At 70.7% G+C, this 23604-nt stretch carries 17 protein-coding genes and 2 pseudogenes; 4 read left to right on the top strand and 15 right to left on the bottom strand.

Features of this window, described 5'->3' with window-relative positions; translation table 11 throughout:
• The 4 genes and pseudogenes from N1031_RS02755 to uvrC all read right to left on the bottom strand — a co-directional run.
• Positions 1-93, bottom strand: a pseudogene (locus tag N1031_RS02755) (superoxide dismutase); the annotation flags it as partial.
• A gap of 93 nt (positions 94-186) precedes the next feature.
• Positions 187-1164, bottom strand: a complete 978-nt coding sequence (gene whiA / locus N1031_RS02750) for a DNA-binding protein WhiA (RefSeq protein WP_259478040.1) — start codon at positions 1162-1164, stop codon at positions 187-189.
• A gap of 24 nt (positions 1165-1188) precedes the next feature.
• Positions 1189-2067 (bottom strand): RNase adapter RapZ, encoded by an 879-nt coding sequence (gene rapZ / locus N1031_RS02745; protein WP_259478039.1) that lies wholly within the window; start codon positions 2065-2067, stop codon positions 1189-1191.
• 10 nt (positions 2068-2077) lie between these two features.
• Positions 2078-3955, bottom strand: coding sequence for an excinuclease ABC subunit UvrC (gene uvrC / locus N1031_RS02740; RefSeq protein WP_259478038.1), 1878 nt, complete (start codon positions 3953-3955; stop codon positions 2078-2080).
• Positions 3956-4082: 127 nt separating this feature from the next.
• On the opposite strand from uvrC, the gene N1031_RS02735 reads away from it, so the two are divergent.
• On the top strand, positions 4083-5393 hold the full coding sequence (locus N1031_RS02735) for an IS1096 element passenger TnpR family protein (RefSeq protein WP_259478037.1): 1311 nt from the start codon (positions 4083-4085) through the stop codon (positions 5391-5393).
• Positions 5394-5474: 81 nt separating this feature from the next.
• Here the strand turns inward: N1031_RS02735 and uvrA are convergent, their stop codons facing one another.
• Positions 5475-8363: an excinuclease ABC subunit UvrA gene (gene uvrA / locus N1031_RS02730; RefSeq protein WP_259478036.1), complete on the bottom strand. Its 2889-nt coding sequence runs from the start codon at positions 8361-8363 to the stop codon at positions 5475-5477.
• A 121-nt stretch (positions 8364-8484) separates the two neighbouring features.
• Entirely contained in the window at positions 8485-10554 is a 2070-nt protein-coding gene (uvrB, locus tag N1031_RS02725; RefSeq protein WP_259478035.1) for an excinuclease ABC subunit UvrB, read from the bottom strand.
• A gap of 112 nt (positions 10555-10666) precedes the next feature.
• Between uvrB and N1031_RS02720 the strand changes: the two genes are divergently transcribed.
• Positions 10667-11692, top strand: coding sequence for a 6-phosphofructokinase (locus N1031_RS02720; protein ID WP_259478034.1), 1026 nt, complete (start codon positions 10667-10669; stop codon positions 11690-11692).
• Here N1031_RS02720 and N1031_RS02715 read toward each other — a convergent pair.
• From N1031_RS02715 to N1031_RS02675, 9 genes and pseudogenes are all read right to left on the bottom strand, one after another.
• Entirely contained in the window at positions 11662-12624 is a 963-nt protein-coding gene (locus tag N1031_RS02715; RefSeq protein WP_259478033.1) for a 5-oxoprolinase subunit C family protein, read from the bottom strand. The two genes, N1031_RS02720 and N1031_RS02715, sit on opposite strands and share 31 nt — an antisense overlap.
• Positions 12614-13282 carry a 5-oxoprolinase subunit B family protein gene (locus tag N1031_RS02710; protein ID WP_259478032.1) on the bottom strand — a complete coding sequence of 223 codons (669 nt, stop codon included), beginning with the start codon at positions 13280-13282 and terminating at the stop codon, positions 12614-12616. The genes N1031_RS02715 and N1031_RS02710 overlap by 11 nt, the downstream gene beginning before the upstream one ends.
• Positions 13279-14046 carry a LamB/YcsF family protein gene (locus N1031_RS02705; protein ID WP_259478031.1) on the bottom strand — a complete coding sequence of 256 codons (768 nt, stop codon included), beginning with the start codon at positions 14044-14046 and terminating at the stop codon, positions 13279-13281. The genes N1031_RS02710 and N1031_RS02705 overlap by 4 nt, the downstream gene beginning before the upstream one ends.
• 7 nt (positions 14047-14053) lie before the next feature.
• On the bottom strand, positions 14054-14689 hold the full coding sequence (gene coaE, locus N1031_RS02700) for a dephospho-CoA kinase (protein ID WP_259478030.1): 636 nt from the start codon (positions 14687-14689) through the stop codon (positions 14054-14056).
• A 117-nt stretch (positions 14690-14806) separates the two neighbouring features.
• Entirely contained in the window at positions 14807-16258 is a 1452-nt protein-coding gene (gene rpsA / locus N1031_RS02695; protein WP_259478029.1) for a 30S ribosomal protein S1, read from the bottom strand.
• 155 nt (positions 16259-16413) lie between these two features.
• Positions 16414-17274 (bottom strand): hypothetical protein, encoded by an 861-nt coding sequence (locus N1031_RS02690; RefSeq protein WP_259478028.1) that lies wholly within the window; start codon positions 17272-17274, stop codon positions 16414-16416.
• A gap of 32 nt (positions 17275-17306) precedes the next feature.
• Positions 17307-18518, bottom strand: a complete 1212-nt coding sequence (locus N1031_RS02685; RefSeq protein ID WP_259478027.1) for an amidohydrolase family protein — start codon at positions 18516-18518, stop codon at positions 17307-17309.
• Positions 18515-19524 (bottom strand): annotated as a pseudogene (locus N1031_RS02680) (epimerase). Before N1031_RS02680 ends, N1031_RS02685 begins: the two are co-directional and overlap by 4 nt.
• Positions 19521-21221 (bottom strand): DUF885 domain-containing protein, encoded by a 1701-nt coding sequence (locus N1031_RS02675; protein WP_259478026.1) that lies wholly within the window; start codon positions 21219-21221, stop codon positions 19521-19523. Before N1031_RS02675 ends, N1031_RS02680 begins: the two are co-directional and overlap by 4 nt.
• Positions 21222-21303: 82 nt before the next feature.
• Between N1031_RS02675 and imuA' the strand changes: the two genes are divergently transcribed.
• Both imuA' and N1031_RS02665 read left to right on the top strand, forming a co-directional pair.
• Entirely contained in the window at positions 21304-22029 is a 726-nt protein-coding gene (imuA', locus tag N1031_RS02670) for a DnaE2-dependent mutagenesis accessory factor ImuA' (RefSeq protein WP_259478025.1), read from the top strand.
• Positions 22026-23594 (top strand): DNA polymerase Y family protein, encoded by a 1569-nt coding sequence (locus N1031_RS02665; protein WP_259478024.1) that lies wholly within the window; start codon positions 22026-22028, stop codon positions 23592-23594. Before imuA' ends, N1031_RS02665 begins: the two co-directional genes overlap by 4 nt.
• Positions 23595-23604: the final 10 nt, after the last annotated feature.

Genomic DNA, 23604 nt, shown 5'->3' with positions numbered 1-23604 from the left:
CTTGTCGTGGTGCAGCTGCATGATCTTGCCGCTGATGTGCGGCTCGAGGGCGGCGTAGTCGTACGGAAGTTCCGGCAGAGTGTACTCAGCCATGATGATGATCTCCTCGTGTTAGAGGCCGCCGGCCCCGGTGAGCCGCGGCTGTGAGTGACGTTGTCAGTCTATTGCGTCGGGTGGAGGTGCCGGTCAGTCGTCGAGGTCGGGCGGGAGGTTCGCCTCGGTGCCCGGGATGCCCTGCTCGGTGGCGAGCTTGTCGGCCATGGCGAGCAGGCGACGGATGCGGCCGGCGATGGCGTCTTTCGTCATGGGCGGGTCGGCGTGGTGGCCGAGCTCGTCGAGGCTTGAGTCGCGGTGGGCGAGGCGGAGCTCGCCGGCGTACTTGAGGTGGTCGGGGATATCGTCGCCGAGGATCTCCATCGCCCGCTCCACCCGGGCGCAGGCGGCGACGGCGGCCTGTGCCGAGCGGCGCAGATTCGCGTCGTCGAAGTTGACCAGCCGGTTGGCCGTGGCGCGCACCTCGCGGCGCTGGCGCATCTCCTCCCAGGTGGCGACGGTGCCGGTGGCGCCGATCACCGTGAGCATGGCGGCGATCGCCTCGCCGTCGCGGATGACCACCCGGTGCACGCCGCGCACCTCACGGGCCTTCGTGGCGATGCCCAGGCGTGCCGCGGCGCCGACGAGCGCCATCGCGGACTCGTTGCCCGGGCTCACCACCTCGAGCGCCGCCGAGCGGCCGGGGTCGGTGAGCGAGCCGGCCGCGAGGAAGGCGCCGCGCCAGATCGCGGCGAGGTCGTCGCGGGTGCCGGTGGTGAGTCGGTTCGGGAGACCGCGGATCGGGCGTCGCCGCGCATCCAGCAGCCCGGTCTGGCGTGCCAGCGTCTCGCCGCCGTCGAGGATGCGCACGAGGTAGCCGCCGTCGCGGCGCTGGGCGCTCGGGGCGATGAGCGACACGTCGCCCTTCACGCCGTAGAGCTCGGCGAGGTCGCGCAGCACGCGCTTGACGATGTCGGGGGTGTCGAGCTCGGCCTCGATCGCGATGCGGGAGGAGATGATGTGGAGACCGCCGGCGAACCGGAGGATCGTCGCGAGTTCTGCGGCGCGGGTGGTCGTCTTGCTGACGACCACCTTGGCCAGCTCCTCTTTGACGTCGGCTGTGAGAGCCACTGTGGAACCTTCTTCTTGTCGTCGTTACTCGCGACCGAGGTCGCGATGCTTCACGCTCACGGCCACGCCCGGAAAGCGGCCGATGCGCTCGGCCAGCTCGCGGGCCATGGCCACCGAGCGGTGCTTGCCGCCCGTGCAGCCGATGGCGATCGTGGCGTGCCGCTTGTTCTCACGCTGATACCCCGCGAGCACGGGCTCGAGGGCGGCTGCGTAGGCGTCGATGAACTCCATCGCGCCGGTCTGCCCCAGCACGTAGTCGCGCACCTCGGGGTCGAGGCCGCTGTGCGCCCGCAGCTCGGGCACCCAGAACGGGTTGGGCAGAAAACGGGCGTCGGCGATGCCGTCGGCGTCGGTCGGCGCCCCGTACTTGAACCCGAAGCTCATCACCGTCACCTGCACGCCCGCGGCATCGGCGGCGGAGAACCGCTCCTGCACCACGGTGGCGAGCTGATGGATGTTGAGGTCGGAGGTGTCGATGATGATGTCGCTCGACTCCCGGATGGGGCTGAGTCGGGAGCGCTCCGCCCCGATGCCGTCGAGCAGCGTGCCGTTGCCCTGCAGCGGATGCGGGCGCCTCACCTGCTCGAAGCGGCGCACCAGCGCCTGATCGGTGGCCTCGAGGAACACCACGCGCAGCTGGGTGCCGCTGCGCAGGGCCTGGATGATCTCCTGCAGGTCGGAGAAGAAGTCGCGGCCGCGCACATCCACCACCGCGGCGATGCGCGGGAGGGTGGAGCCGGCGTGCTCGGCGAGGTCGACCAGGGGCCGCAGCATCTGCGGCGGGAGGTTGTCGACCACGTACCAGCCGAGGTCTTCGAGGGCGTTCGCCACGGTCGAGCGGCCCGCCCCCGACATGCCCGTGACGATCAGCACCTCCTGCTGCTGCGCGGAATCGGGGGCCATGTGCTCCAGCCTACCTGGCAAGGGTCGTGCGGATCGTCTCGGCCAGCTGCGGGCCGATGCCCTTCACCGTGGCGATGCTCTCGGCATCGGCCTTCTTGAGCTCGGCGACGGAGCCGAAGTGCTTGAGCAGCTCTCTCACCCGTGCTGGTCCCAGCCCGGGCACCTCGGCGAGCACGCTCGTGATGTCGCGCTTGCGGCGCGAACGCTGGTGGGTGATGGCGAAGCGGTGGGCCTCGTCGCGGATGCGCTGGATCATGAACAGCGCCTCGCTGCCGCGCGGGAGGATGACGGGGTAGTCGGTGTCGGGCAGCCACACCTCCTCGAGCCGCTTGGCGATGCCGGCGAGGAAGATGCCCTCCACCCCCGACTCCTCGAGGGCGCGAGCGGCGGCGTTCACCTGGGGCTGCCCGCCGTCGACGATGAGGAGGTTCGGGGGGTAGGCGAACTTCTTGCGGCGGGGGGAGCCGCCCTCCGCATCCGGGGTCTCGTCGGCGGGTTCGTTCTCGGGACGCAGGTAGGCGAGTCTGCGGGTGATGACCTGGTAGATCGACTCCGTGTCGTCGGTGGAGTCGGCGATGCTGAAACGGCGGTACTGGTCTTTGCGGGCCAGGCCGTCTTCGAACACCACCATCGAGGCCACGATGTTGGTGCCCGAGAGGTGCGACACGTCGAAGCACTCCATGCGCAGCGGCGCGTCGGTCATGCCGAGCGCCTCCTGGATGTCGGTGAGCGCCTGAGAGCGCGCCACGAAGTCGGCCGAGCGGCGCGTCTTGTAGAGCATCAGGTTGTTCTTCGCGTTGAGCGAGGCGGTCGCCATGAGCGCCGCCTTCTCGCCGCGCTGGGCCGTGCGCAGCGTGACCTTGCCCTGCTTGGGCCGCCGCTCCCCCAGCCAGGCCGCGAGCTCGTCGGAGTCGTCGGGAAGCGCCGGCACCAGGATCTCGCGCGGCGGCACCTCGCCCTCGTAGGCCTGCAGCAGGATCGAGTCGACGAGCTCGCCGGTGTCGAGGTCGAGCTCCTTGTCGACCGTCCACGAGCGTTCGCCCCGGATGCGGCCGCCGCGCACGATGAACTGCTGCACGCTCGCGGCGAGCTCGTCGTGCTCCACGGCGAACAGATCGGTGTCGGCCGAGTCTCGCAGCACCACGGCGCTCTTCGCGAGCACCGCCTCGAGCGCCTGCAGCTGGTCGCGGTAGACCGCGGCGGACTCGTAGTCCTGCCGCTCGGCGGCCTCCTTCATCCCCTTGGTGGCCGCGGTGACGAACCTCTTGTCGCCGCCCTCGAGGAAGGCCACGAAGTCGTCGACCAGGCGACGGTGCTCCTCGATGGTGACCCGCTGCGAGCAGGGACCTCCGCATCGGCCGATCTGGCCGGGGAAGCAGGGCCGGCCCGTCTGCATGGCGTGCTTGTAGCTCGAGTCGGAGCAGGTGCGGATGGGGAACGCCTTGATCATGAGGTCGATGGTGTCTTTCACCGCCCAGATCTTGGGGTAGGGGCCGAAGTAGCGGGCGCCCTTGATGCGGTGGTTGCGGGTGACCATCACGCGCGGCGCCTCGTCGGCGAGGGTGACCGCGAGGAAGGGGTAGGTCTTGTCGTCGCGGAACTTGACGTTGAACGGAGGGTTGAACTCCTTGATCCAGGTGTACTCCAGCTGGAGCGACTCGATGTCGGTCTTCACCACCGTCCACTCCACGCCCGACGCGGTGAGCACCATGCGGCGGGTGCGCTCGTGCAGGCTGCGCAAGGGCGCGAAGTAGTTGCTCAGGCGGGCGCGCAGGTTCTTCGCCTTGCCCACGTAGAGCACGCGGCCGGAGGCGTCTTTGAACCGGTACACGCCCGGCTGGGTGGGGATCTCACCGGCCTTGGGTCGGTAGCTGACGGTGTCTGCCATGTCTGTTCGATTCTCTCATCCGGCACCGACAGTGCGGTCGGTGCCCGCTGTGTCCGGGGTGGGGTGTCGCCGTCTACGATCGTGGGGGCGCATCCCGACTCGGCTGCGCCGACGAGAGGGATGCACGATGCCGAACCAGCGCCACCACCGGCCCGCGGGGGCCACCACCGTCACCGCACGGCTCGTGCAGTTCGAGAGGTGGTACGCCAAGCACCTGAGGGCCGACGGCGCCGGGCACGTGGGCACCGCCGAGATCACCGCCACCCTGCGGCAGCTGTTCGCGCTGAGCGACGGGCGCCTGCTCACGCCCTCGGCGCCGGTGCTCGAGGCCGTGGTCACCGCGGTCGACACCGACGAGCGCCTGGCCGAGCGCATGCCGGAGGCGGTCGACGCGCTGGAGCACTACCTGGACTTCGCGATCGAGTCCGGAACCTGGGCTCCGTCCGACGAGGAGCTCGACCGCTGCGACGCCGTGCTCGCGGCCGCCTTCGACCTGGGCGCCGGTCTGCTGCTGCAGCTGCTCGACGCCCTCGACGACGTCGACGACGTGCCCGAGCCGGCGGAACGCCGGGCGCTCGCGGCCCTGCGGCCGCCGCTGCGGTCGGCCGAGACGCTCTACGAGACGGTCACCGGCACGCTGCTCGACGAGCTCGTGGGGGCGCAGCCGTCGGGCGACGGGGCCGACCTCTCCCCCGTGCACGCCCTCGCCCTGGGGCGTGCCATCGGTGTGCTCTGCGTGGCCGCGCATCCTGTTCTGTTGCCCGGCCTGTCGGCCGCCCAGGTCGCGCAACGGCTCGACACCGCCTCGGGCGTGAGCGAGGCGGACTCGGTGGCGGCGGTGCCCCCGACCGAGCGGATGCTCGCCGCGCTGGCGACGACGGGCGCGATCGTGCCGGTGACGGTCGAGGCGGGGGTGCGCTGGGAGGCGCCGGAGGGACTGCGTGCTGCGCTGGCCGACACGATCGTGGAACTCGCCGAGGAGGTGGGGCTGCTCGAGCCCGAGGAGCCGCTCAACCCGCACCCCGAGGGCGCGGTGCTGCGCGTGCGGGCCGTGGTCTCGGGCAGCCGGCCCGCCGTGTGGCGGGAGCTGCGGGTGGGGGCCGAGGCCGATCTGGGTGAGGTGCACCTGGCGCTCCAACTGGCTCTCGACTGGACGGACGAGCTTGCCCACCGCTTCGAGGCGGGCGGTGGGCGCGAGGCCGTCGAGGTGGTCGCGGCCGAGGACGAGCTGGAGGTGGAGTTCGGCGAGTTCCTCGTGGAGGCGCGGGACGAGCTGGGCTATCGCTACGGGGAGGGTTCCGAAGGAACGCTGGTGACGGTCACGCTGCTCGGGGTCGACGAGGCCGGTGGCGAGCGGCTCCCGCGGTGCGTGGGGGCGTCGCCGGAGGTCGCCGTCGCCGAGGTCGACGAGCTGCTGGCGCCCCTGCGGTTGCGCTGAGCCGGCCGGGCGCGCTCGTCACAGGTGACGGGCGCGCCTGCCAGGTCGGCAGGTAGGCGGGCCGGCTCAGCGCATCCGGTGTCAGCGCTTCTTCGGCGGCGGCAGCAGTTCGCGCAGGAACCGCCCCGTGTGGCTCGCCTCGATCGTGGCGAGCTTCTCGGGGGTGCCGGTCGCCACGATCGTGCCGCCGCCCGAGCCGCCCTCGGGCCCGAGGTCGATGAGCCAGTCGGCCGACTTGATGACGTCGAGGCTGTGCTCGATGACGATGACCGTGTTGCCCTTGTCGACCAGGCTGTTCAGCACGAGCAGCAGCTTGCGCACGTCTTCGAAGTGGAGGCCCGTGGTGGGCTCGTCGAGTACGTAGATGCTGCGGCCGTTGGAGCGCCGCTGCAGCTCGGTGGCGAGCTTCACGCGCTGGGCCTCGCCGCCGGAGAGCGTGGTGGCGCTCTGGCCGAGCCGTACGTAGCCGAGGCCCACCTCCACGAGCGTCTTCAGGTAGCGGTGGATGGCCGAGATGGGCTCGAAGAACTCCGCCGCCTCGGCGATCGGCATGTCGAGCACCTCGGCGATGTTCTTGCCCTTGTAGTGCACGCTGAGGGTGTCGCGGTTGTACCGCGCGCCGCCGCACACCTCGCACGCCACGTAGACGTCGGGCAGGAAGTTCATCTCGATCTTGATGGTGCCGTCGCCCGAGCAGGCCTCGCAACGGCCGCCCTTCACGTTGAACGAGAAGCGGCCCGGCAAGTAGCCTCGGGCCTTCGCCTCCGCCGTCTCGGAGAAGAGGGTGCGGATGCGGTCGAAGACACCCGTGTAGGTCGCCGGGTTCGAGCGCGGGGTGCGGCCGATCGGCGCCTGATCGACGTGCACGACCTTGTCGAGGTTGTCGAGACCGGTCACCCGCTTGTGCTTGCCGGGGAGCTTGCGCGCCCCGTTGAGCCGGTTGGCGAGCACGCGGTAGAGGATGTCGTTGACGAGCGACGACTTGCCCGAGCCGCTCACCCCGGTGACCGCGGTGAGGGTGCCGAGCGGGAAGTCGACCGTCACGTTCTTGAGGTTGTTGGCCTCGGCTCCGACCACCGAGATCATCCGCTTGCGGTCGATCGGACGGCGCTTCGCGGGCACCTCGATCGACTTGCGGCCCGAGAGGTAGTCGCCGGTGAGCGAGTCGGTGTTCGCCAGCAGCTCGGCGTACTCCCCCGAGTGCACCACGCGGCCGCCGTTCACGCCGGCGCCGGGGCCGATGTCGACGATCCAATCGGCCGTGCGGATGGTGTCTTCGTCGTGCTCCACCACGATGAGGGTGTTGCCGAGGTTCTTCAGCTTCACCAGGGTGTCGATAAGGCGCCGGTTGTCGCGCTGGTGCAGGCCGATGGAGGGTTCGTCGAGCACGTAGAGCACGCCCGTGAGGCCCGACCCGATCTGGGTGGCCAGACGGATGCGCTGCGCCTCACCGCCCGAGAGCGACCCGGCGCTGCGGGCGAGGTCGAGGTAGCTGAGGCCCACCTCGATGAGGAAGTCGAGGCGCGCGCGGATCTCGCGCAGCACCTGCGCCGCGATCATCGCCTCGCGGTCGGTGAGCACGAGCTCGCCCATGAAGCGCTGCGCGTCGGAGAGGCTGAGCTCGGAGACGTCGGCGATGCTGTGCTCGTTGACGGTCACCGCGAGCACTTCGGGCTTCAGCCTCTTGCCGTCGCAGACCGGGCAGGCGACCTCACGCAGGTACTCCCCCCAGCGCGCCCGCTGGGAGTCGCTCTCGGCCTGCACGAACTGCCGTTCGATGTAGGGCATGACGCCCTCGAAGCCCGAGGTGTAGCTCATCTCACGGCCGTAGCGGTTCTTCCACTTGACCTTCACCTCGAAGTTGTTGCCGCGCAGGATGGCCTCCTGCACGTCGGCCGGGAGCTCACCCCACGGCGTGTCGAGCGAGAACGAGAGATCGCGGGCGAGACCGTCGAGCAGCTTCTCGTAGTACTGGAAGAGGCCCTTGCCCTGGGTGGTCCAGGGGATGATGACGCCCTCGTTGATGCTGAGGTCGGTGTCGCCGAGCAGCAGGTCTTGGTCGACCGACATGCGGGTGCCGAGACCGGAGCACTCGGGGCAGGCGCCGAACGGTGCGTTGAACGAGAAGGTGCGGGGTTCGATCTCGGTGAGCTGGATGGGGTGCTGGTTCGGGCAGCTGAGCTTCTCTGAGAAGGTCTGCCACGCATCCGGCCCGTTCTCGTCGACGTAGTTGATCTGCACCAGGCCGTCGGTGAGCCGGAGCGCGGTCTCGAGGGAGTCGGTGAGGCGGCCCAGGATGCTCGGGCCCGCGACCAGGCGGTCGACCACGACCGAGATGTCGTGCTTGTACTGCTTCTTGAGCGTGGGGGGCGAGGTGAGCTGGACGACCTCGCCGTCGACGACGGCGCGGGAGTAGCCGGCTGCCGAGAGCTCTTTGAAGAGGTCGACGAACTCGCCCTTCTTCTGCGACACCACAGGGCTGAGGATCTGGTAGCGGATGCCGTCCTCGAGCTCCATGAGCTGGTCGGCGATCTGCTGCACCGTCTGCTTCTGGATGCGCTCACCGCACACCGGGCAGTGGGCGATGCCGATGCGGGCCCAGAGCAGACGCATGTAGTCGTAGATCTCGGTGATGGTGCCCACCGTCGAGCGCGGGTTGCGGTTGGTCGACTTCTGGTCGATCGACACCGCCGGGCTGAGGCCCTCGATGAAGTCGACGTCGGGGCGGTCGACCTGCCCGAGGAACTGGCGCGCGTAGGCGCTGAGCGACTCCACGTAGCGGCGCTGGCCCTCGGCGAAGATGGTGTCGAACGCCAGGCTCGACTTGCCCGAGCCCGACAGGCCGGTGAACACGACCAGCGAATCCCTCGGGATCTCGATGTCGACGTCGTGCAGATTGTGCACCCGGGCACCCCGCACACTGAGCTTTCCGCTCGCACCGTGACGGCGCTCCGCTGTGGGTTCGGGCACCACGGAATTCAGGGTTTCAACACTCGAGATCGACACCCCAAAAGTGTATGTCGACCCACCGACACCGCCGCCCGATTACGCTCACGGCACCATCCCGCGGGCCGCAGAGAACGAGGACCGGTCAGGCGATGTGGCCGGCCTTCTCCATCTGGCGGAGTTCGCGTTTGAGTTCGGAGACCTCGTCGCGGAGGCGGGCGGCGAGTTCGAACTTGAGCTCGGCGGCGGCCTCGAGCATCTGGCCGTTGAGGTCGGCGATGATGGCCTCGAGGTCGTTCGCGCCCTGCGCGGCGATGCCCTCGCGCCGCAGGTTGGGCGTGGGACTCTTCTTGCCGCGGCCGGCCCGGTCGTTGAGCAGCGCGGCCGTGTCGGCGCCCTCGCGGGCGAGGGCCTCGGTGATGTCGGCGATGCGCTTGCGCAGCGGCTGCGGGTCGATGCCGTGGGCCGTGTTGTAGGCGATCTGCTTCTCGCGGCGGCGCTCGGTCTCGTCGATGGCGAGCTGCATCGAGTCGGTGATGGTGTCGGCGTAGAGGTGCACCTCGCCCGAGACGTTGCGAGCCGCGCGCCCGATGGTCTGGATGAGCGAGGTCGACGAGCGGAGGAAGCCCTCCTTGTCGGCGTCGAGGATGGCCACGAGCGACACCTCGGGCAGGTCGAGGCCCTCGCGCAACAGGTTGATGCCCACGAGCACGTCGTAGACGCCTGCGCGGAGCTCGGTGAGCAGCTCGACGCGGCGGAGCGTGTCGACGTCGGAGTGCAGGTAGCGCACCCGCACCCCCGCCTCGCCGAGGTAGTCGGTGAGCTCCTCGGCCATCTTCTTGGTGAGCGTCGTGACGAGCACGCGCTCGTCGCGCTCCACCCGCAGCCGGATCTCTTCGAGCAGGTCGTCGATCTGCCCCTTCGACGGCTTCAGCACCAATTGCGGGTCGACCAGGCCGGTGGGGCGGATGATCTGCTCCACCACCCCGTCGGCGATGCCCATCTCGTAGCGCCCGGGCGTGGCCGAGAGGTAGACGGTCTGCCCCACGCGCTCCTTGAACTCGTTCCACTTCAGCGGCCGGTTGTCGAGCGCGCTCGGCAGCCGGAAGCCGTGGTCGACGAGGGTGCGCTTGCGCGAGGAGTCGCCCTCGTACATCGCCCCGATCTGCGGCACCGTCACGTGCGACTCGTCGATCACCACGAGGAAGTCGTCGGGGAAGTAGTCGAGCAGGCAGTGCGGCGCCTCACCGGGCTCCCGCCCGTCGATGTGCCGGGAGTAGTTCTCGATGCCCGAGCAGAACCCGATCTGCTCCATCATCTCGAGGTCGAAGGTGGTGCGCATCCGGAGCCGCTGCGCCTCGAGCAGCTTGCCCTCGCGCTCGAGGATGGCGAGCCGGTCGTGCAGCTCGGTCTGGATGGTCTCGATGGCCCGGTGCATGACGGAGGTCTCGGCCACGTAGTGCGACCCCGGGAAGACCGACACGCTCTCGAGCTTCTTCACCACGTCGCCGGTGAGCGGATGCAGGGCGTAGAGCCCCTCGATCTCGTCGCCGAACATCTCGATGCGGATGGCGAGCTCTTCGTACATCGGGATGATCTCGATGGTGTCGCCGCGCACCCGGAAGTTGCCGCGCGAGAAGTCGACGTCGTTGCGCTGGTACTGCATCGACACGAACTTGCGGATGAGCCAGTCGCGGTCGACCCGCTGCCCTACCTGCAGCGCGATCATCGCGTTGAGGTACTGCTCGGGCGTGCCGAGACCGTAGATGCACGACACCGTCGACACCACCACGACGTCGCGCCGCGACAGCAGCGAGTTGGTGGTGGAGTGCCGCAGCCGCTCGACCTCGGCGTTGATCGAGGAATCCTTCTCGATGAAGGTGTCGGTCTGCGGCACGTAGGCCTCGGGCTGGTAGTAGTCGTAGTACGACACGAAGTACTCGACCGCGTTGTTGGGCATGAGTTCGCGGAACTCGTTCGCCAGCTGCGCCGCCAGGGTCTTGTTGTGCGCGAGCACGAGCGTGGGGCGCTGTACCTGCTCGATGAGCCAGGCCGTCGTGGCCGACTTGCCTGTGCCCGTGGCACCGAGCAGCACCACGTCGGTCTCACCCGCGTTGATGCGCCCGGCGAGCTCGGCGATGGCCGCGGGCTGGTCGCCGCTGGGCTGGTATTCGCTGATGACCTCGAACGGGTGAACGGAGCGGGTCGGTTCCATGCGTTAAGTTTAGGGAGGGCCACCGACACCAGCGTCGGTGCTCGCTCACAGCGTCACGCCGAGCAGTTCCTCCCAGAACATCCTCTCCCACCACCACAGAGGCAGACACAGCATGCGAATCGGAATCCTCACGTCGGGCGGCGACTGCCCCGGCCTCAACGCGGTCATCCGCGGCGCGGTGCTCAAGGGCACCGAGATCAACGGCCAGGAGTTCGTGGGCTTCCGCGACGGCTGGCGCGGCGTGGTCGCCGGCGACATCATGCCGCTCGAGCGCAGCGACGTGCGCGGCATCGCGAAGCAGGGCGGCACCATCCTCGGCACCTCGCGTACCAACCCCTTCGAGGGCAACGGCGGCCCCGAGCGCATCCAGGAGATGCTCGACGCCAACGGCATCGACGCCATCATGGCCATCGGCGGCGAGGGCACGCTCGCGGCGGCGAAGCGGCTGACGGATGCGGGGCTCAAGATCGTGGGCGTGCCCAAGACGGTCGACAACGACCTCGACGCCACCGACTACACCTTCGGCTTCGACACCGCCGTCGAGATCGCCACCGAGGCGATGGACCGTCTCCGCACCACCGGCGACTCGCACAGCCGCTGCATGGTCGCCGAGGTGATGGGCCGTCACGTGGGCTGGATCGCGCTCCACTCGGGCATGGCCGCGGGCGCGCACGCGATCCTCATCCCCGAGCAGAAGACGAGCATGGAGCAGGTCGCCGAGTGGGTGAAGAGCGCCGCCGACCGCGGTCGCGCACCCCTCGTGGTGGTGGCCGAGGGCTTCACCCCCGACCACGCCGACGACCCGCACTCCGAGCGCGGCCTCGACGCCTTCGGCCGGCCGCGGCTCGGCGGCATCGGTGAGCGCCTGGCCCCGATCATCGAAGAGATGACGGGCATCGAGACCCGCGCCACCACACTCGGCCACATCCAGCGCGGTGGCGTGCCCACCGCTTACGACCGGGTGCTCGCCACCCGCCTGGGAATGGCGGCCTCCGACATCGTGCAGAGCGCATCCTGGGGCCAGATGGTGGCGCTGCGCGGCACCGACATCGTGACGGTCGGCTTCGAGGAGGCCCTGGGCCGCCTCAAGACCGTGCCGCAGCGGCGCTACCGCGAAGCCGCCATGCTCTTCGGCTGATCGGCGAAGCGCACGCGGTCTCCGGGCCTGAGCTGCGCCACACGGTCGAGCGCGGATGCGGTGAGCACCGCGATCACGGGGTACCCGCCGGTCACGGGGTGGTCGCGGAAGAACAGCACGGGATGCCCGTCGGGCGGCACCTGTACCGAGCCGGCGACCATCCCCTCGCTCGGCAGCTCCCTCTCTGATCCTTCTGCTCTCGCGAGACCACCGTCGAGCGATCGGATCCGCACCCCGACGCGATTCGAGTCGGGTTGCACCTCCCACTCGCCGCCGAGCAGCAGCCGCCACCCCGCCGCGCCGAACCAGTCCGCTCGCGGTCCGGGCGTGACCTCGAGAACCACCGCCCCCCGGGCCTGAGGGTCGTCGGCGAAGGGCCGCACGAAGTCGGCAGCGGGCCAGGCCTCCACGGCGTCGCCGATGGAGAGCTTCGCGCCCGCGGCCAGCGGGGCCGGCCCGAGCCCGCTCAAGACGTCGGTCGATCGGCTCCCCAGCGTGGGCGGCACGTCGAGACCTCCCCGCACAGCGAGGTACCGGCGCAGCCCGCGCGAGGGCGTGTCGAGCGCGATCACCTCACCGGGGGCCGCGACGAACGAGCGGCCGACCGGATGCACGACACGGCTCCGCGAGCCGCTCGCGCCGCGTCGCGCCTCCGGTCCGACGACGGTCACCGCACCGGGCGCGCCGGTGACGGCGACGAGCGCCCAGGTCGAGACCGACACCGTGAGCCCACCACCCAGCGCCTCGATCGCGGCCTCGCCCGGCGGATTGCCGACGAGTCTGTTCGCCGCCCTCCACGCACCGCGGTCCGCCGCGCCCGACGCGGTGACGCCCACGTGCGCGAAGCCGGGGCGGCCGCCGTCTTCGAGCAGCGCCAGCGGTCCTGGATCGAGCACGCGCAGGGTGCGAACGCCCGCGCCCTCACCCCGCACGGACGAACCTCACCCTGGTACCGGGCGCGAGCAGCGCGGGCGACGGCCGCTCGGTGTCCCAGAGCTCCGCGTCGGTGGTGCCGATGAGCTGCCAGCCGCCCGGCGACGCCCGCGGGTACACCCCGCAGTAGCCGGCGGCGAGCGCGACCGACCCCGCCGGCACGGCCGCCCTCGGCGCTGATCGGCGGGGCACCGTGAGGGCGCCGTCGCCCGTGAGATAGGCGAACCCGGGTGCGAAGCCGATGAACGCGGCGGTCCACTCGGCCGCGAGGTGCCGCTCGATCACCCCCTGCACGGTGAGTCCCGCGGCCGCCGCCACCTCTCTGAGGTCGGGCCCGTCGTACACGACGGGAAGCTCGACCAGGTGGGCGTCGGATGCGCGGCCGGAGTTCCGCTCACGCGTGGGCGATTCCGAGGCCAGCACCTCGTCCACCCACGCGGTGACCGCATCCCGGCGCATCACGACGGGGTCGAAGACCACCAGCACGGTGCGGGCGGCGGGCACCAGGTCGACGACGGCACCGCCGGCACCTCCGGCTGCCTCGGTGGCCTGGCGAAGCCGGGTGTACGCGCTCAGCGCGCCCCGCGCATCCGGGAGCTCGACCAGCAGGGCACCCTCCCCCGAGGGCAGGATGCGCGGGGCGGCCGGCGAGGTCACGCGACGAACGGAGCGATCGTGAGGCCGGCGTCGAGCAGTTCGTCGCGCACGTGCCGCGCGATCTGCACCGCACCGGGGGTGTCGCCGTGCACGCAGACAGTTTCGGCCGTGAGTGCGATCTTGCTGCCGTCGCTCGCGATGACGACGCCTTCGAGGGCGAGGCGGCGCATCCGCTCGCCGATCTCGACCGGATCGTGCAGCACCGCCCCCGGTTCGGAGCGGGGCACCAGGGTGCCCTCGGGGGTGTACGCCCGGTCGGCGAAGGCCTCGGGCACGAAGCGCAGGCCCTCGGCCTCGGCGAGGCGGCCCACCTCGGAGTCGGGCAGCCCGACGAGTGCGAGCGAGGGGTCGAGGCTCACGAGCGCCTCCACCACCGCGGCGGCCTGCTGCTCGTCGTGCACGATGCGGTTGTAGAGCGCGCCGTGGGGTTTGACGTAGCCCACGTGGGTGCCCGCCGCGCGGGCGAGGGCCTGGAGTGCGCCGATCTGGTAGACGACGTCGGCGGTGAGGTCGACGGCGGGCAGGTCGAGATCGCGCCGGCCGAAGCCACGGAGATCGGGATAGGAGACCTGGGCGCCCACCGAGACCCGGTGGGCGGCGGCGAGGCGCAGGGTGGCGAGCAGCCCGCTGGGGTCGCCGGCGTGGAAGCCGCAGGCGACGTTGGCGCTGGAGACCAGGCCGAGCATGGAGCGGTCGTCGCCCAGGGTCCAGGCGCCGTAGGACTCCCCGAGGTCGGCGTTGAGGTCGATCGAGACAGCGGTCACGGCGGTGTCACCCGTCGGCGCGGAGGCCGGTGGGGCCGGCGGCGGCGAGAGCCGAGTTCCACGCGGCGTCGACCTGATCGAGGGTCTGTTCGAGGGTGCCACCGGAGTCGATCACGACATCGGCGAGGGCCCGTCGCTCTTCGTCGCTGGCTTGCGATCCCACGCGGCGCGCGGCCTCGTCCCGCGACATGCCGCGCAGCCCCACCAGGCGATCGATCCTCTGCTCCGCGGGGGCCTCCACCACGATGACGTACTCGAACAGCCCGCCGCGGCGCCCTCCGCTCTCCGCGAGCAGCGGCACGTCGTAGACGACGACCGCGTCGGGGTCGTGCGCGTCGATCTCGGCGAGCCGCTGCTTCAGTAGAGCGGCGACGGCGGGATGCGTGATGCCGTTGAGAGCGAGCCTGGCCTCCTCGTCGCCGAACACGATCGCACCGAGCGCCGGGCGGTCAAGGGTGCCGTCGGGGGCGATGACGGAGGCGCCGAACCGGTCGCGGATGGCGGCCAACCCGGGTGTACCCGGCTCGACGGCCTCGCGGGCCAGCCGGTCGGCGTCGACGACGATCGCGCCGTGCTCGGCGAGGCGGCGGGCCACCGTGGACTTGCCGGCGGCGATGCCACCCGTCAGCGCGATGAGGAACACGGTCTCATGCTAGCGGGCGCGTCGTCGGGCGGGCAGGCGGAGAAGCACGCGGGAACGGCGAATGGCCGCCCCCGGAGGGACGGCCATTCACGGTGTTCGCGTGCTGCGACGGGATTGTCAGTTGTTGGAGCTGAGCTTCTCGCGCAGGGCGGCGAGGGTCTCGTCGTCGGCGAGGGTGCCGGCGCCGGTCGACTCGCTCGAGAACGAGGAGCCGCTGCCACCGAAGTCGGTCGAGAGCGCCTCGGCGTTCGACGCGGCGACCTGCTTCTTGTGCGCCTCCCAGCGAGCCTGGGCCTCGGCGTACTCCTGCTCCCACTTCTCGCGCTGGGCCTCGAAGCCCTCTTTCCACTCGTTGGTCTCCGGGTCGAAGCCCTCGGGGTACTTGTAGTTCCCCTGCTCGTCGTACTCGGTGAGCATGCCGTAGAGCGCGGGGTCGAAGTCGGTGCCCTCGGGGTCGACGCCCTCGTTGGCCTGCTTCAGCGAGAGGCTGATGCGGCGGCGCTCGAGGTCGATGTCGATGACCTTGACGAAGACCTCGTCACCCACCGAGACGACCTGCTCGGCCAGCTCGACGTGCTTGCCCGAGAGCTCGGAGATGTGCACCAGGCCCTCGATGCCCTCGGCCACGCGCACGAACGCACCGAACGGCACCAGCTTGGTGACCTTTCCGGGAGCGACCTGCCCGATGGCGTGGGTGCGGGCGAAGACCTGCCAGGGGTCTTCCTGGGTGGCCTTGAGCGAGAGCGACACACGCTCGCGGTCGAGGTCGACCTCGAGGATCTCGACGGTGACCTCCTGGCCCACCTCGACGACCTCGGAGGCGTGCTCGATGTGCTTCCAGGAGAGCTCCGAGACGTGCACGAGGCCGTCGACGCCGCCGAGGTCGACGAACGCACCGAAGTTGACGATCGACGAGACGACGCCCTTGCGGACCTGGCCCTTCTGGAGGTTGTTGAGGAAGGTGGTGCGGCTCTCCGACTGGGTCTGCTCGAGCAGCGCACGGCGGCTCAGAACCACGTTGTTGCGGTTCTTGTCGAGCTCGAGGATCTTCGCCTCGATCTCCTGACCCAGGTACGGGGTGAGGTCGCGCACGCGGCGGAGCTCGATGAGCGAGGCCGGGAGGAAGCCGCGGAGGCCGATGTCGACGATCAGACCGCCCTTGACGACCTCGATGACCGAACCGGTCACCACGCCGTCGGCGTCCTTGATCTTCTCCACGTCGCCCCAGGCGCGCTCGTACTGGGCGCGCTTCTTCGACAGGATGAGACGGCCTTCCTTGTCCTCCTTCTGGAGGACGAGGGCCTCGACACTGTCGCCGACCTGGACAACTTCGCTCGGGTCGACGTCGTGCTTGATGGAAAGTTCACGCGAAGGGATGACGCCCTCCGTCTTGTAACCGACGTCGAGGAGGACCTCGTCCCGGTCGATCTTCACCACGACGCCCTCGATGAGGTCTCCGTCGTTGAAGAATTTCAGAGTCTTCTCGACCGCGGCGAGGAAGTCTTCAGCAGATCCGATGTCATTGATGGCGACCTGCTTGGTTGCCTTGTCGGTCGTTGCGATTGTCATGTAGTGGTTGCTCCGTTATGGACATGGTTCAGGCCGGTCGCGAGGGTGATGCTGATGTTTTTCCGCGACTGGCAGGCGGATAGAAGGTCACAAAAGTGACATCTCAGTCTAGCTAGTGCACGGACCCGGCGGCAAGCCGCATCCTGAGCACTGTTCTACTTAACGCCCGGGCCGCCCGCGGCATTCCGCGCCTCGGGGCCGAGGCCCACCACGATCGACTTCTGGTCGCCGACCGACTCCGGCGCGAACCACACCACGGCGGGGTCTCCGGCGCGGGGCACGTCACCAGGCGCGAAGGTGTTCTTCTTCGTCACCCAGCGCTCGGCGCCGAGGTGGTCGCGGAAGGCGACCGTGAACTCGAGGTAGGGCAGCCCGTTGATCTCCACCCCGGTGACCCGCACCTCGCTCACCGTGCCCGGCACGCGGCGTCCCGTCTCGACCAGTTCGGCCATCCGCCGTTCCTTGCGGCGGCGGGCGGATGCGGTGAGCACGCACACGAACAGCAGCACCACCGCGAGGGCGGCGAACACGGCCGGGAGCCAGGTGGGCAGGGTGTAGTTGGCCCACGCGTCGAAGCCCCAGGGTTCCGAGGCGTCGCCGTCGAGGAAGCCGAGCTTCTCGCCGACCGCCTGCGGGGGCGTCCACGAGGGGGTGAACAGCCAGAGCCCGGCTGCGATGCCGGCGAAGGCGGTGACGAACGGGCCGAGGAGGGCCGCTGCGCCCAGGCGCAGGCGGCCGAGCGCCCCGGTGAACACGAAGCCCAGGATCGACCCGGCGATCACCCCGACGAGGAAGAGCGCGGGCACGTCTTGGTACGGGCTGTCCCAGCCGTCGCCGACCTGGTTCATCGACATCAGCCGGAGGGTGTCGTAGAGACCCCCGAATCCATAGCCGGCGAGGCCCCAGAGGCCCGCGTGCACGGCACCGACGAGTACGGCGATCACTGCGGCGGTGCCGCTTCGGCGCGAGCGCTCCTCCTTCTGAGCCCTGAGGATGCGCGGGTCGATCGTGCTCATGGGCGAAGCATAGTGACGGCGGGGGCCCGCTGTCAGGTGCCGAGGGCGTCGTTGAGGTCGTCGATCAGCTCGGCCTGCCGGGCGGCCGGGATGTTGCGGGCGGCGGCGGACTGCACGATCGGCTCCCACACGGGCACGGCGCTGTCGGTGTGCGGGATGCCGTAGCGCTCGAACACCGGCTTCGTGGCCGGATAGCGGGAGGCGACCAGGGCGACCGAGGCGAAGGGGTCGATCGGCAGCTCGAGCCGGTCGGCCAGGGCGCGGGAGGCGGCGACCTCCTCGGCGAGTGCCGCATCCGTCGTGCTCCCCCGCCGGACCGGACGCGACCGGTCGATCAGCTCGAGGGTGTTCTGCGACAGGATGCGCTCGCGCCGCTCCTCGGACAGGCCGAGCGCGTCGATCTGCTCGAGGAAGGGCACGAAGTCGGCGTCGTTCTGCTCGTGGGTGATGCGCAGCGGGTAGTCGGAGCCGTAGAGCACCTTGTGCGGGGCGAGGATCTGCTCGGCCACCGGGAACACCGTGCCCGTGGGGTAGAGCAGCGGCGACGCGGCCGTGTCGTAGCTCACGTGGGCGAGCTGCTCGGCCACGAGCGGCATCATCTCGAAGAAGAACAGCCCGCCGCCCCAGTGGGCGAGAACGAGCTTGAGATCGGGCACCGAGCGGGCGAACTCGTAGTAGTCGCCGAGGCGCGGGGTGCTCTTGCCGAAGTAGAAGCGGCCCACCTCCTCGCTCATGTGCAGGGTGAGCGGGATGTTCTGTTCGGCGCAGGCGTCGGCCACGCGGCGCAGTTCCGGGCCGGCGAGGGTGCAGCCCTGGGCGTAGGGGTTCATCTCCCCCACGCCGGCGGCGCCCCGGTCGAGACAGCGGGCGAGCTCGTCGAGCACCCCGGGGTCGGCGGGCGAGAGCGAGACGAACGGGATGATGCGGCCGGGGAAGCGCTCCGCCAGGGCGAGCACCGTGTCGTTGGCCTCGCGGCAGCCGCGGGCGCTCTGCTGGTAGCCGGCGAGCAGCACGACTTCATCGATGCCACCCGCGTCCATGTCGGCGATCATGCGTTCGGCGGTGACGAACGACTGCTCGGTCTGGTTCTTCTCGTCGGGCGTCATGATGAACTGCCAGTAGGGCTCGTCGCCCGTGCGGCCGATGGTGTCGAGCATGCCGGGCGGGGTGAAGTGCACGTGGGCGTCGATGATCGTGGTGCCGGGGGTCGTCGTTCCCGGAGTGGTTGGGCCTGGGGTCGTCATGCTCGGGCTCCTGCGGTGCTGTCGGGACGGACGATGGCGGCCAGCGCCTCGTCGTGGGTGGGGTGGCGGAACTCGTACCCCGCCGCGAGCAGCCGCTCGGGCAGCACCCAGCGGCTCTTCAGCACGAGCTCGGACTCGGTGCGGATGACCGCGGAGCCGAGCTCGAGCATCCATCGGAAGGTGGGCAGCCCGAACGGGGCGCCCACCGCCCGGCGCACCGACCGCATGAAGGTGCGGTTGTCGGTGGGGTTCGGTGCCGAGGCGTTGATGGCACCCTCGAGCTCGGGATGCGTGTCGAGGAAGCGCACGATCCCCACGAGATCGTCGAGATGGATCCAGCTGAAGCGCTGCCTCCCGCCCTTCGAGGCGGGGCGGTAGGAATGGTACGTGCCGGCGGCGAGGCGCCGGCGGGTGGCCGGCCAGCGCCCGTCGAGCTGCGGGCCGCCGAGACCCAGGCGCGCGAGCCGTCGGAGGGGGGTGAGCGCGCTGCCGTCGCCCAGCACGATCGCGGTGCGGAGTGCCACCCGCCGTGTGCCGGGCAGCTCGCCGCGGAAGAACTCGTGCTCCCACGTGGTGGCGACGTTCACCGAGAAGCCCTCCCCGATCTCACCGTCGGCCTCGGTCATCGGGCTGTCGTCGGCGTGGCGGTAGATGGTGGCGGTGGAGGAGTTCACCCAGAGCCGGGGCGGATGCGCAGCCGTCGCGACGGCCCGGTGCAGGGCCCGCGTGGTGTCGATTCGGGAGCGGAGGATCTCGGCGCGGTTCGCCGCGCTGTAGCGGCAGTCGACGCTCTTGCCTGCCATGTTCACCAGGAGGTTGGCGCCGTCGACGGCCCGGGCGATGGAATCCTGATCGCCCAGCGGGCGTCGGGGCCGGTGCGGCCGATGATGCTCACCTCGGCCCCCTCCGACCGGAAGGCCTCGGCCAGCCGGGAGCCGATGAAGCCCGAGGCGCCCGCGAGCGCGACACGGCGAGGCGGCGCCTGGGCGGGATCCTGCCCGCTCACCTGAGGAGGGCGGTGCGGAGGGTGTCGAGGCCGACCCCGCCGAGGTCGAGGGCGCGGCGGTGGAACTCCTTCGACGAGAAGGCCTCCTTCTCGCGGGCGCGGAGGGTGTTGCGCAGTTCTTCCCAGATGCGCTGGCCCACCTTGTAGCTCGGGGCCTGGCCCGGCCAGCCCAGGTAGCGGTTCACCTCGAAGCGGATGAAGGCGTCGTCCATGTTCACGTTCTGCCGCATGAAGTCGAGGGCGTACTCGGCGTCCCACACGCCCGTGCCGTCGAGGCGCGGCTTCTTCAGGTGCACACCGATGTCGAGCACGACGCGCGCCGCGCGCATCCGCTGCCCGTCGAGCATGCCGAGGCGGTCTGCCGGGTCGTCGAGGTAGCCGAGCTCCTCCATGAGGCGTTCGGCGTAGAGCGCCCACCCCTCGGCGTGGCCGCTCGTGCCCGCCAGCTGGCGGCGCCAGGTGTTGAGCTTGGCGCGGTTGTAGACGGCCTGGCCGATCTGCAGGTGATGCCCGGGCACGCCCTCGTGGTAGACCGTGGTGAGCTCGCGCCAGGTGTCGAACTCGGTGACGCCCTCGGGCACCGACCACCACATGCGGCCCGGGCGCGAGAAGTCGTCGGTGGGGCCGGTGTAGTAGATGCCGCCCTCGTGGGTGGGGGCGATCATGCACTCGAGGGCGCGGATCTCTTCGGGGATGTCGAAGTGGGTGGCCCCGAGCTCGGCCACCGCGCGGTCGCTGGTCTCCTGCATCCAGGCCTGGAGCGCCGCGGTGCCGTGGAGCTTGCGCGCCGGGTCTTTCTCGAGGTGGGCGATGGCCTCCTGCACGGAGGCGCCGGGGAGGATCTCCGCGGCGACGGCCTCCTGCTCGCGCACCATGCGAGCGAGCTCCTCGATGCCCCACTCGTAGGTCTCGTCGAGGTCGATCACGGCGCCGAGGAAGCGGCGCGACTGGAGCGCGTAGTGCTCGCGGCCGACCGCGTCGTCGGTGGAGGCGACGGGGGCGAGTTCGTTCTCGAGGAACTGGGCGAGCTTGGAGTAGGCCTCGGATGCGGTGCCCGCACCGCGCTCGAGGTCGGCCTTCAGCGAGGCCGGCAGTTCGCCCTCCTTCGGCGCCGCGGACTCGGCCAGCGCGCCGAAGAAGCTCTCCGGGCCCGAGTTCTTGCGGGCCTGGCCGAGCACCTCCACCACCTGGCGGCGGGCGGGGGTGACGCCGAGGCGCATGCCCTCGCGTAGGGTGACGATGTAGCCGTCGATCGCCTCCTCGACGGCGGAGAGCCGGCGGGCGACCACCGACCAGTCCTCCGCCGTGTCGGTGGGCATGAGGTCGAACACCTCGCGGATGTCTTGGCTGGGCGAGGCGATGACGTTGAGGTCGCGCAGGTGCAGCCGGGCGTCGGAGCTCGCGAGGGTGAGCCGGAGCTCGGCGCCCAGATCGGTCTTGGTGACCTCGTCGACCTCGTCGACGGGCTCGGCGGAGGCCAGTTCGGCGAGCACCGAGGAGACCGCGGCCATCTCGTGCCGGTGGCCCTCGGGCGAGAGGTCGCCGTAGCGGTCGTTCACCTCGGTGCGCCCGATGTAGGTGCCGAGCACGGGCTGCAGCTCGACCAGGGTGTCGACCCAGCGCTCCGCGATGCGGTCGATCTCGGTCTGCGGGCGGAGGCCGCCGTCGGGGGGTGTGGGTACGGTCGAGGTGCTCATGATCCGACCCTACGGCACCCCTCCGACATCGGGTTCGTGAGCTTTCCACAGCCCCTCGCCCGCAATTGACATGCTCGAACATATGTTCGAATATGTCGGCATGACGGATGCCGCACTCGCACTCTCCTCCCCCGCTCCGGCGGGCGAGGAGATCCGGGTGCTGCAGTCGCGCATCCGCGAGATGCAGGCCACCCGGCTCGACACCCGGGCCGTGGCCACCCATCCCGCGCTCGCCGGTCTGCTGCCCGGAGGCTCGTTGCGGGCGGGCGCCGCCTACTCCGTCACGGGGTCGACCGCGCTGGTGATGGCGCTGATGGCGGGCCCGTCGGCCGACGGCGTGTGGTGCGGCGTGGTGGGGCTGCCCGATTTCGGGGTGGAGGCGGCCGCGGGCTTCGGGGTCGATCTCGAACGGCTCGCCCTCGTGCCCCATCCCGGCCCGGAGTGGCTCACCGTGGCGGCGGCGATGGCCGATGTCGTGGGGGTGGTCGTGACGACGGCGCCCTCCCGGGTCGCCCCCTCCGCCGTGGCGCGGCTGCAGGCGCGCATCCGGCAACGGCAGGCCACCCTCATCGTGCTCGGCGACTGGCCGCAGAGCGAGGCGGCGCTGAGCGTCACGGAGAGCCGCTGGGAGGGCATCGGGGCGGGGCACGGTCACCTCTCGGGGCGGCACGTCACCGTCTCGGCCACGGCCAGGAGCGGGTCGGGGCGGCCGCGCCGGGCGAGGCTCTGGCTGCCCGACGGCGGGGAACGGGTGCGCGCGATGGACCGGTTCCCGCCGCACCCTGTGCTGCAGGGGGTCGCGGGATGAGAGCGACGAGAACGATGGTCGTCTGGTGCCCCGACTGGCCGGTGGTGGCGACGGCGGCGTTCCACCGGCTCCCGGTCGACGAGCGCATCGCCGTGACCGACAAGGGCCTGGTGTTCGCCTGCTCGGCGGCGGCGCGCGCCGACGGAGTGCGCCGCGGGCTCCGGCTGCGCGAGGCGCAGGCGCGCTCCCCTCGGCTGCGCGACTTCGCTCTCGATACCGTTCAGGTCGCCCGCGCGTTCGAGCCGTTCATCGCCGCCCTGGAGGAGATGAGCCCGAACGTGCAGGTCGTGCAGGCCGGCAGCTGCGCCGTGCGGGCCAGGGGTCCGCGCCGGTTCTACGGCGGCGAGCACGCCGCCGCGCTGGCGTTCCTCGAGCGCTTCGCCGAGCTGGGGGTGACGGATGCGCGGGTGGGGGTGGCCGACGGGCTCTTCGCCGCCGACCAGGCGGCCAGGCTCCCCGGGGTCGACCTCATCCGCATCGTGCCCGAGGGGTCGTCGCCGGAGTTCCTCGCCCCGCTGCCGCTTCAGCTGCTGCAGGAGGAGGAGCTGAGTCTGCTCCTCTGGCGACTGGGAATCCGCACGCTGGGCGAGTTCGCCGCGCTGCCGGCCGCCGACGTGCGGGCGCGTTTCGGCGAGCCCGGGGCGCGAGCCCATGCCCGGGCGGCCGGGGTCGATCCGCGGCTGGTGGTGCCGCGGGTGCCACCGCAGCTGCGGGAGAGCGTCATCGGCTTCGAGCCGCCGTTGGAACGCATCGATCAGATCACCTTCAGCATCCGCGCCGCCGCCGAGCGGTTCGTCGCCGAGCTCACGCACGCGCGTCTGGTGTGCACCGAGCTCGTGGTGGAGATCGGCACCGAGCGCGGGGAGTCGAGGGAGCGCAGCTGGTTGCACCCCCGCTGGTTCAGCGCCGCCGACGTGGTGGATCGTGTGCGCTGGCAGCTGCAGGGCGGCAGCGCGATCGAGAGCGCGCTCTCGGCACCGGTCACCCGGGTGAGGCTGATCGCCGAGACGGTCGACGACAGCGCGGCGCACGAGACCGGGCTGTGGGGCAGCGGGTCGGAGGAACGGGTGCACCACGGCCTCTCCCGGGTGCAGAGCATCGTGGGCCACGAGGGGGTGCTCACCGCCGCCGTCGGTGGAGGACGGTCGCCGCGCGAGCGGCAGGTGCTGGTGCCCTGGGGAGACCGGGTGGAGACTCGGGCGGGGCGGGCCGTGAGCGGGCGCGAGGGTACCGTGCCGTGGCCGGGCAGCCTGCCGCCGCCCCTGCCCACCACGGTCTTCGAGCTGCGTCGCCCCGTGCTGCTCGTGGCGGCGCGAGGCGAGAGCGTCGAGGTCGACGAGCGGGGTGAACTGAACGGTGAGCCGGTGCGGTTCTCGGAGACCGGGGCGAGTCAAGGGCTCCGTGCGATCGAGGCCTGGGCGGGGCCCTGGCCCGTGGTGGAGCGCTGGTGGGATGCGAGGGCGTCGCGTCGGCTGCAGCGGGTGCAGGTGGTCGATGCCGACGGGTCGGCCTGGTTGCTCGCCCTCGATGACGGGCAGTGGTGGGCGGAGGCGCGCTATGACTGAGCGGTGCGAT

The sequence above is a fragment of the Herbiconiux moechotypicola genome (assembly GCF_024979255.1).
Classification (GTDB): domain Bacteria; phylum Actinomycetota; class Actinomycetes; order Actinomycetales; family Microbacteriaceae; genus Herbiconiux; species Herbiconiux moechotypicola.
The sequence above is the reverse complement of the archived record's forward strand: the minus strand, read 5'-3'. Positions and strand labels throughout refer to the sequence as shown.

Bases quoted from the DNA above. Each gene is read 5' to 3' on its own strand.
- rapZ (WP_259478039.1), bottom strand. From the start codon at position 2,067: ATGGCCCCCGATTCCGCGCAGCAGCAGGAGGTGCTGATCGTCACGGGC.
- uvrC (WP_259478038.1), bottom strand. From the start codon at position 3,955: ATGGCAGACACCGTCAGCTACCGACCCAAGGCCGGTGAGATCCCCACC.
- N1031_RS02735 (WP_259478037.1), top strand. From the start codon at position 4,083: ATGCCGAACCAGCGCCACCACCGGCCCGCGGGGGCCACCACCGTCACC.
- uvrB (WP_259478035.1), bottom strand. From the start codon at position 10,554: ATGGAACCGACCCGCTCCGTTCACCCGTTCGAGGTCATCAGCGAATAC.
- N1031_RS02720 (WP_259478034.1), top strand. From the start codon at position 10,667: ATGCGAATCGGAATCCTCACGTCGGGCGGCGACTGCCCCGGCCTCAAC.
- rpsA (WP_259478029.1), bottom strand. From the start codon at position 16,258: ATGACAATCGCAACGACCGACAAGGCAACCAAGCAGGTCGCCATCAAT.
- N1031_RS02690 (WP_259478028.1), bottom strand. From the start codon at position 17,274: ATGAGCACGATCGACCCGCGCATCCTCAGGGCTCAGAAGGAGGAGCGC.
- N1031_RS02685 (WP_259478027.1), bottom strand. From the start codon at position 18,518: ATGACGACCCCAGGCCCAACCACTCCGGGAACGACGACCCCCGGCACC.
- N1031_RS02675 (WP_259478026.1), bottom strand. From the start codon at position 21,221: ATGAGCACCTCGACCGTACCCACACCCCCCGACGGCGGCCTCCGCCCG.
- imuA' (WP_259478025.1), top strand. From the start codon at position 21,304: ATGTTCGAATATGTCGGCATGACGGATGCCGCACTCGCACTCTCCTCC.
- N1031_RS02665 (WP_259478024.1), top strand. From the start codon at position 22,026: ATGAGAGCGACGAGAACGATGGTCGTCTGGTGCCCCGACTGGCCGGTG.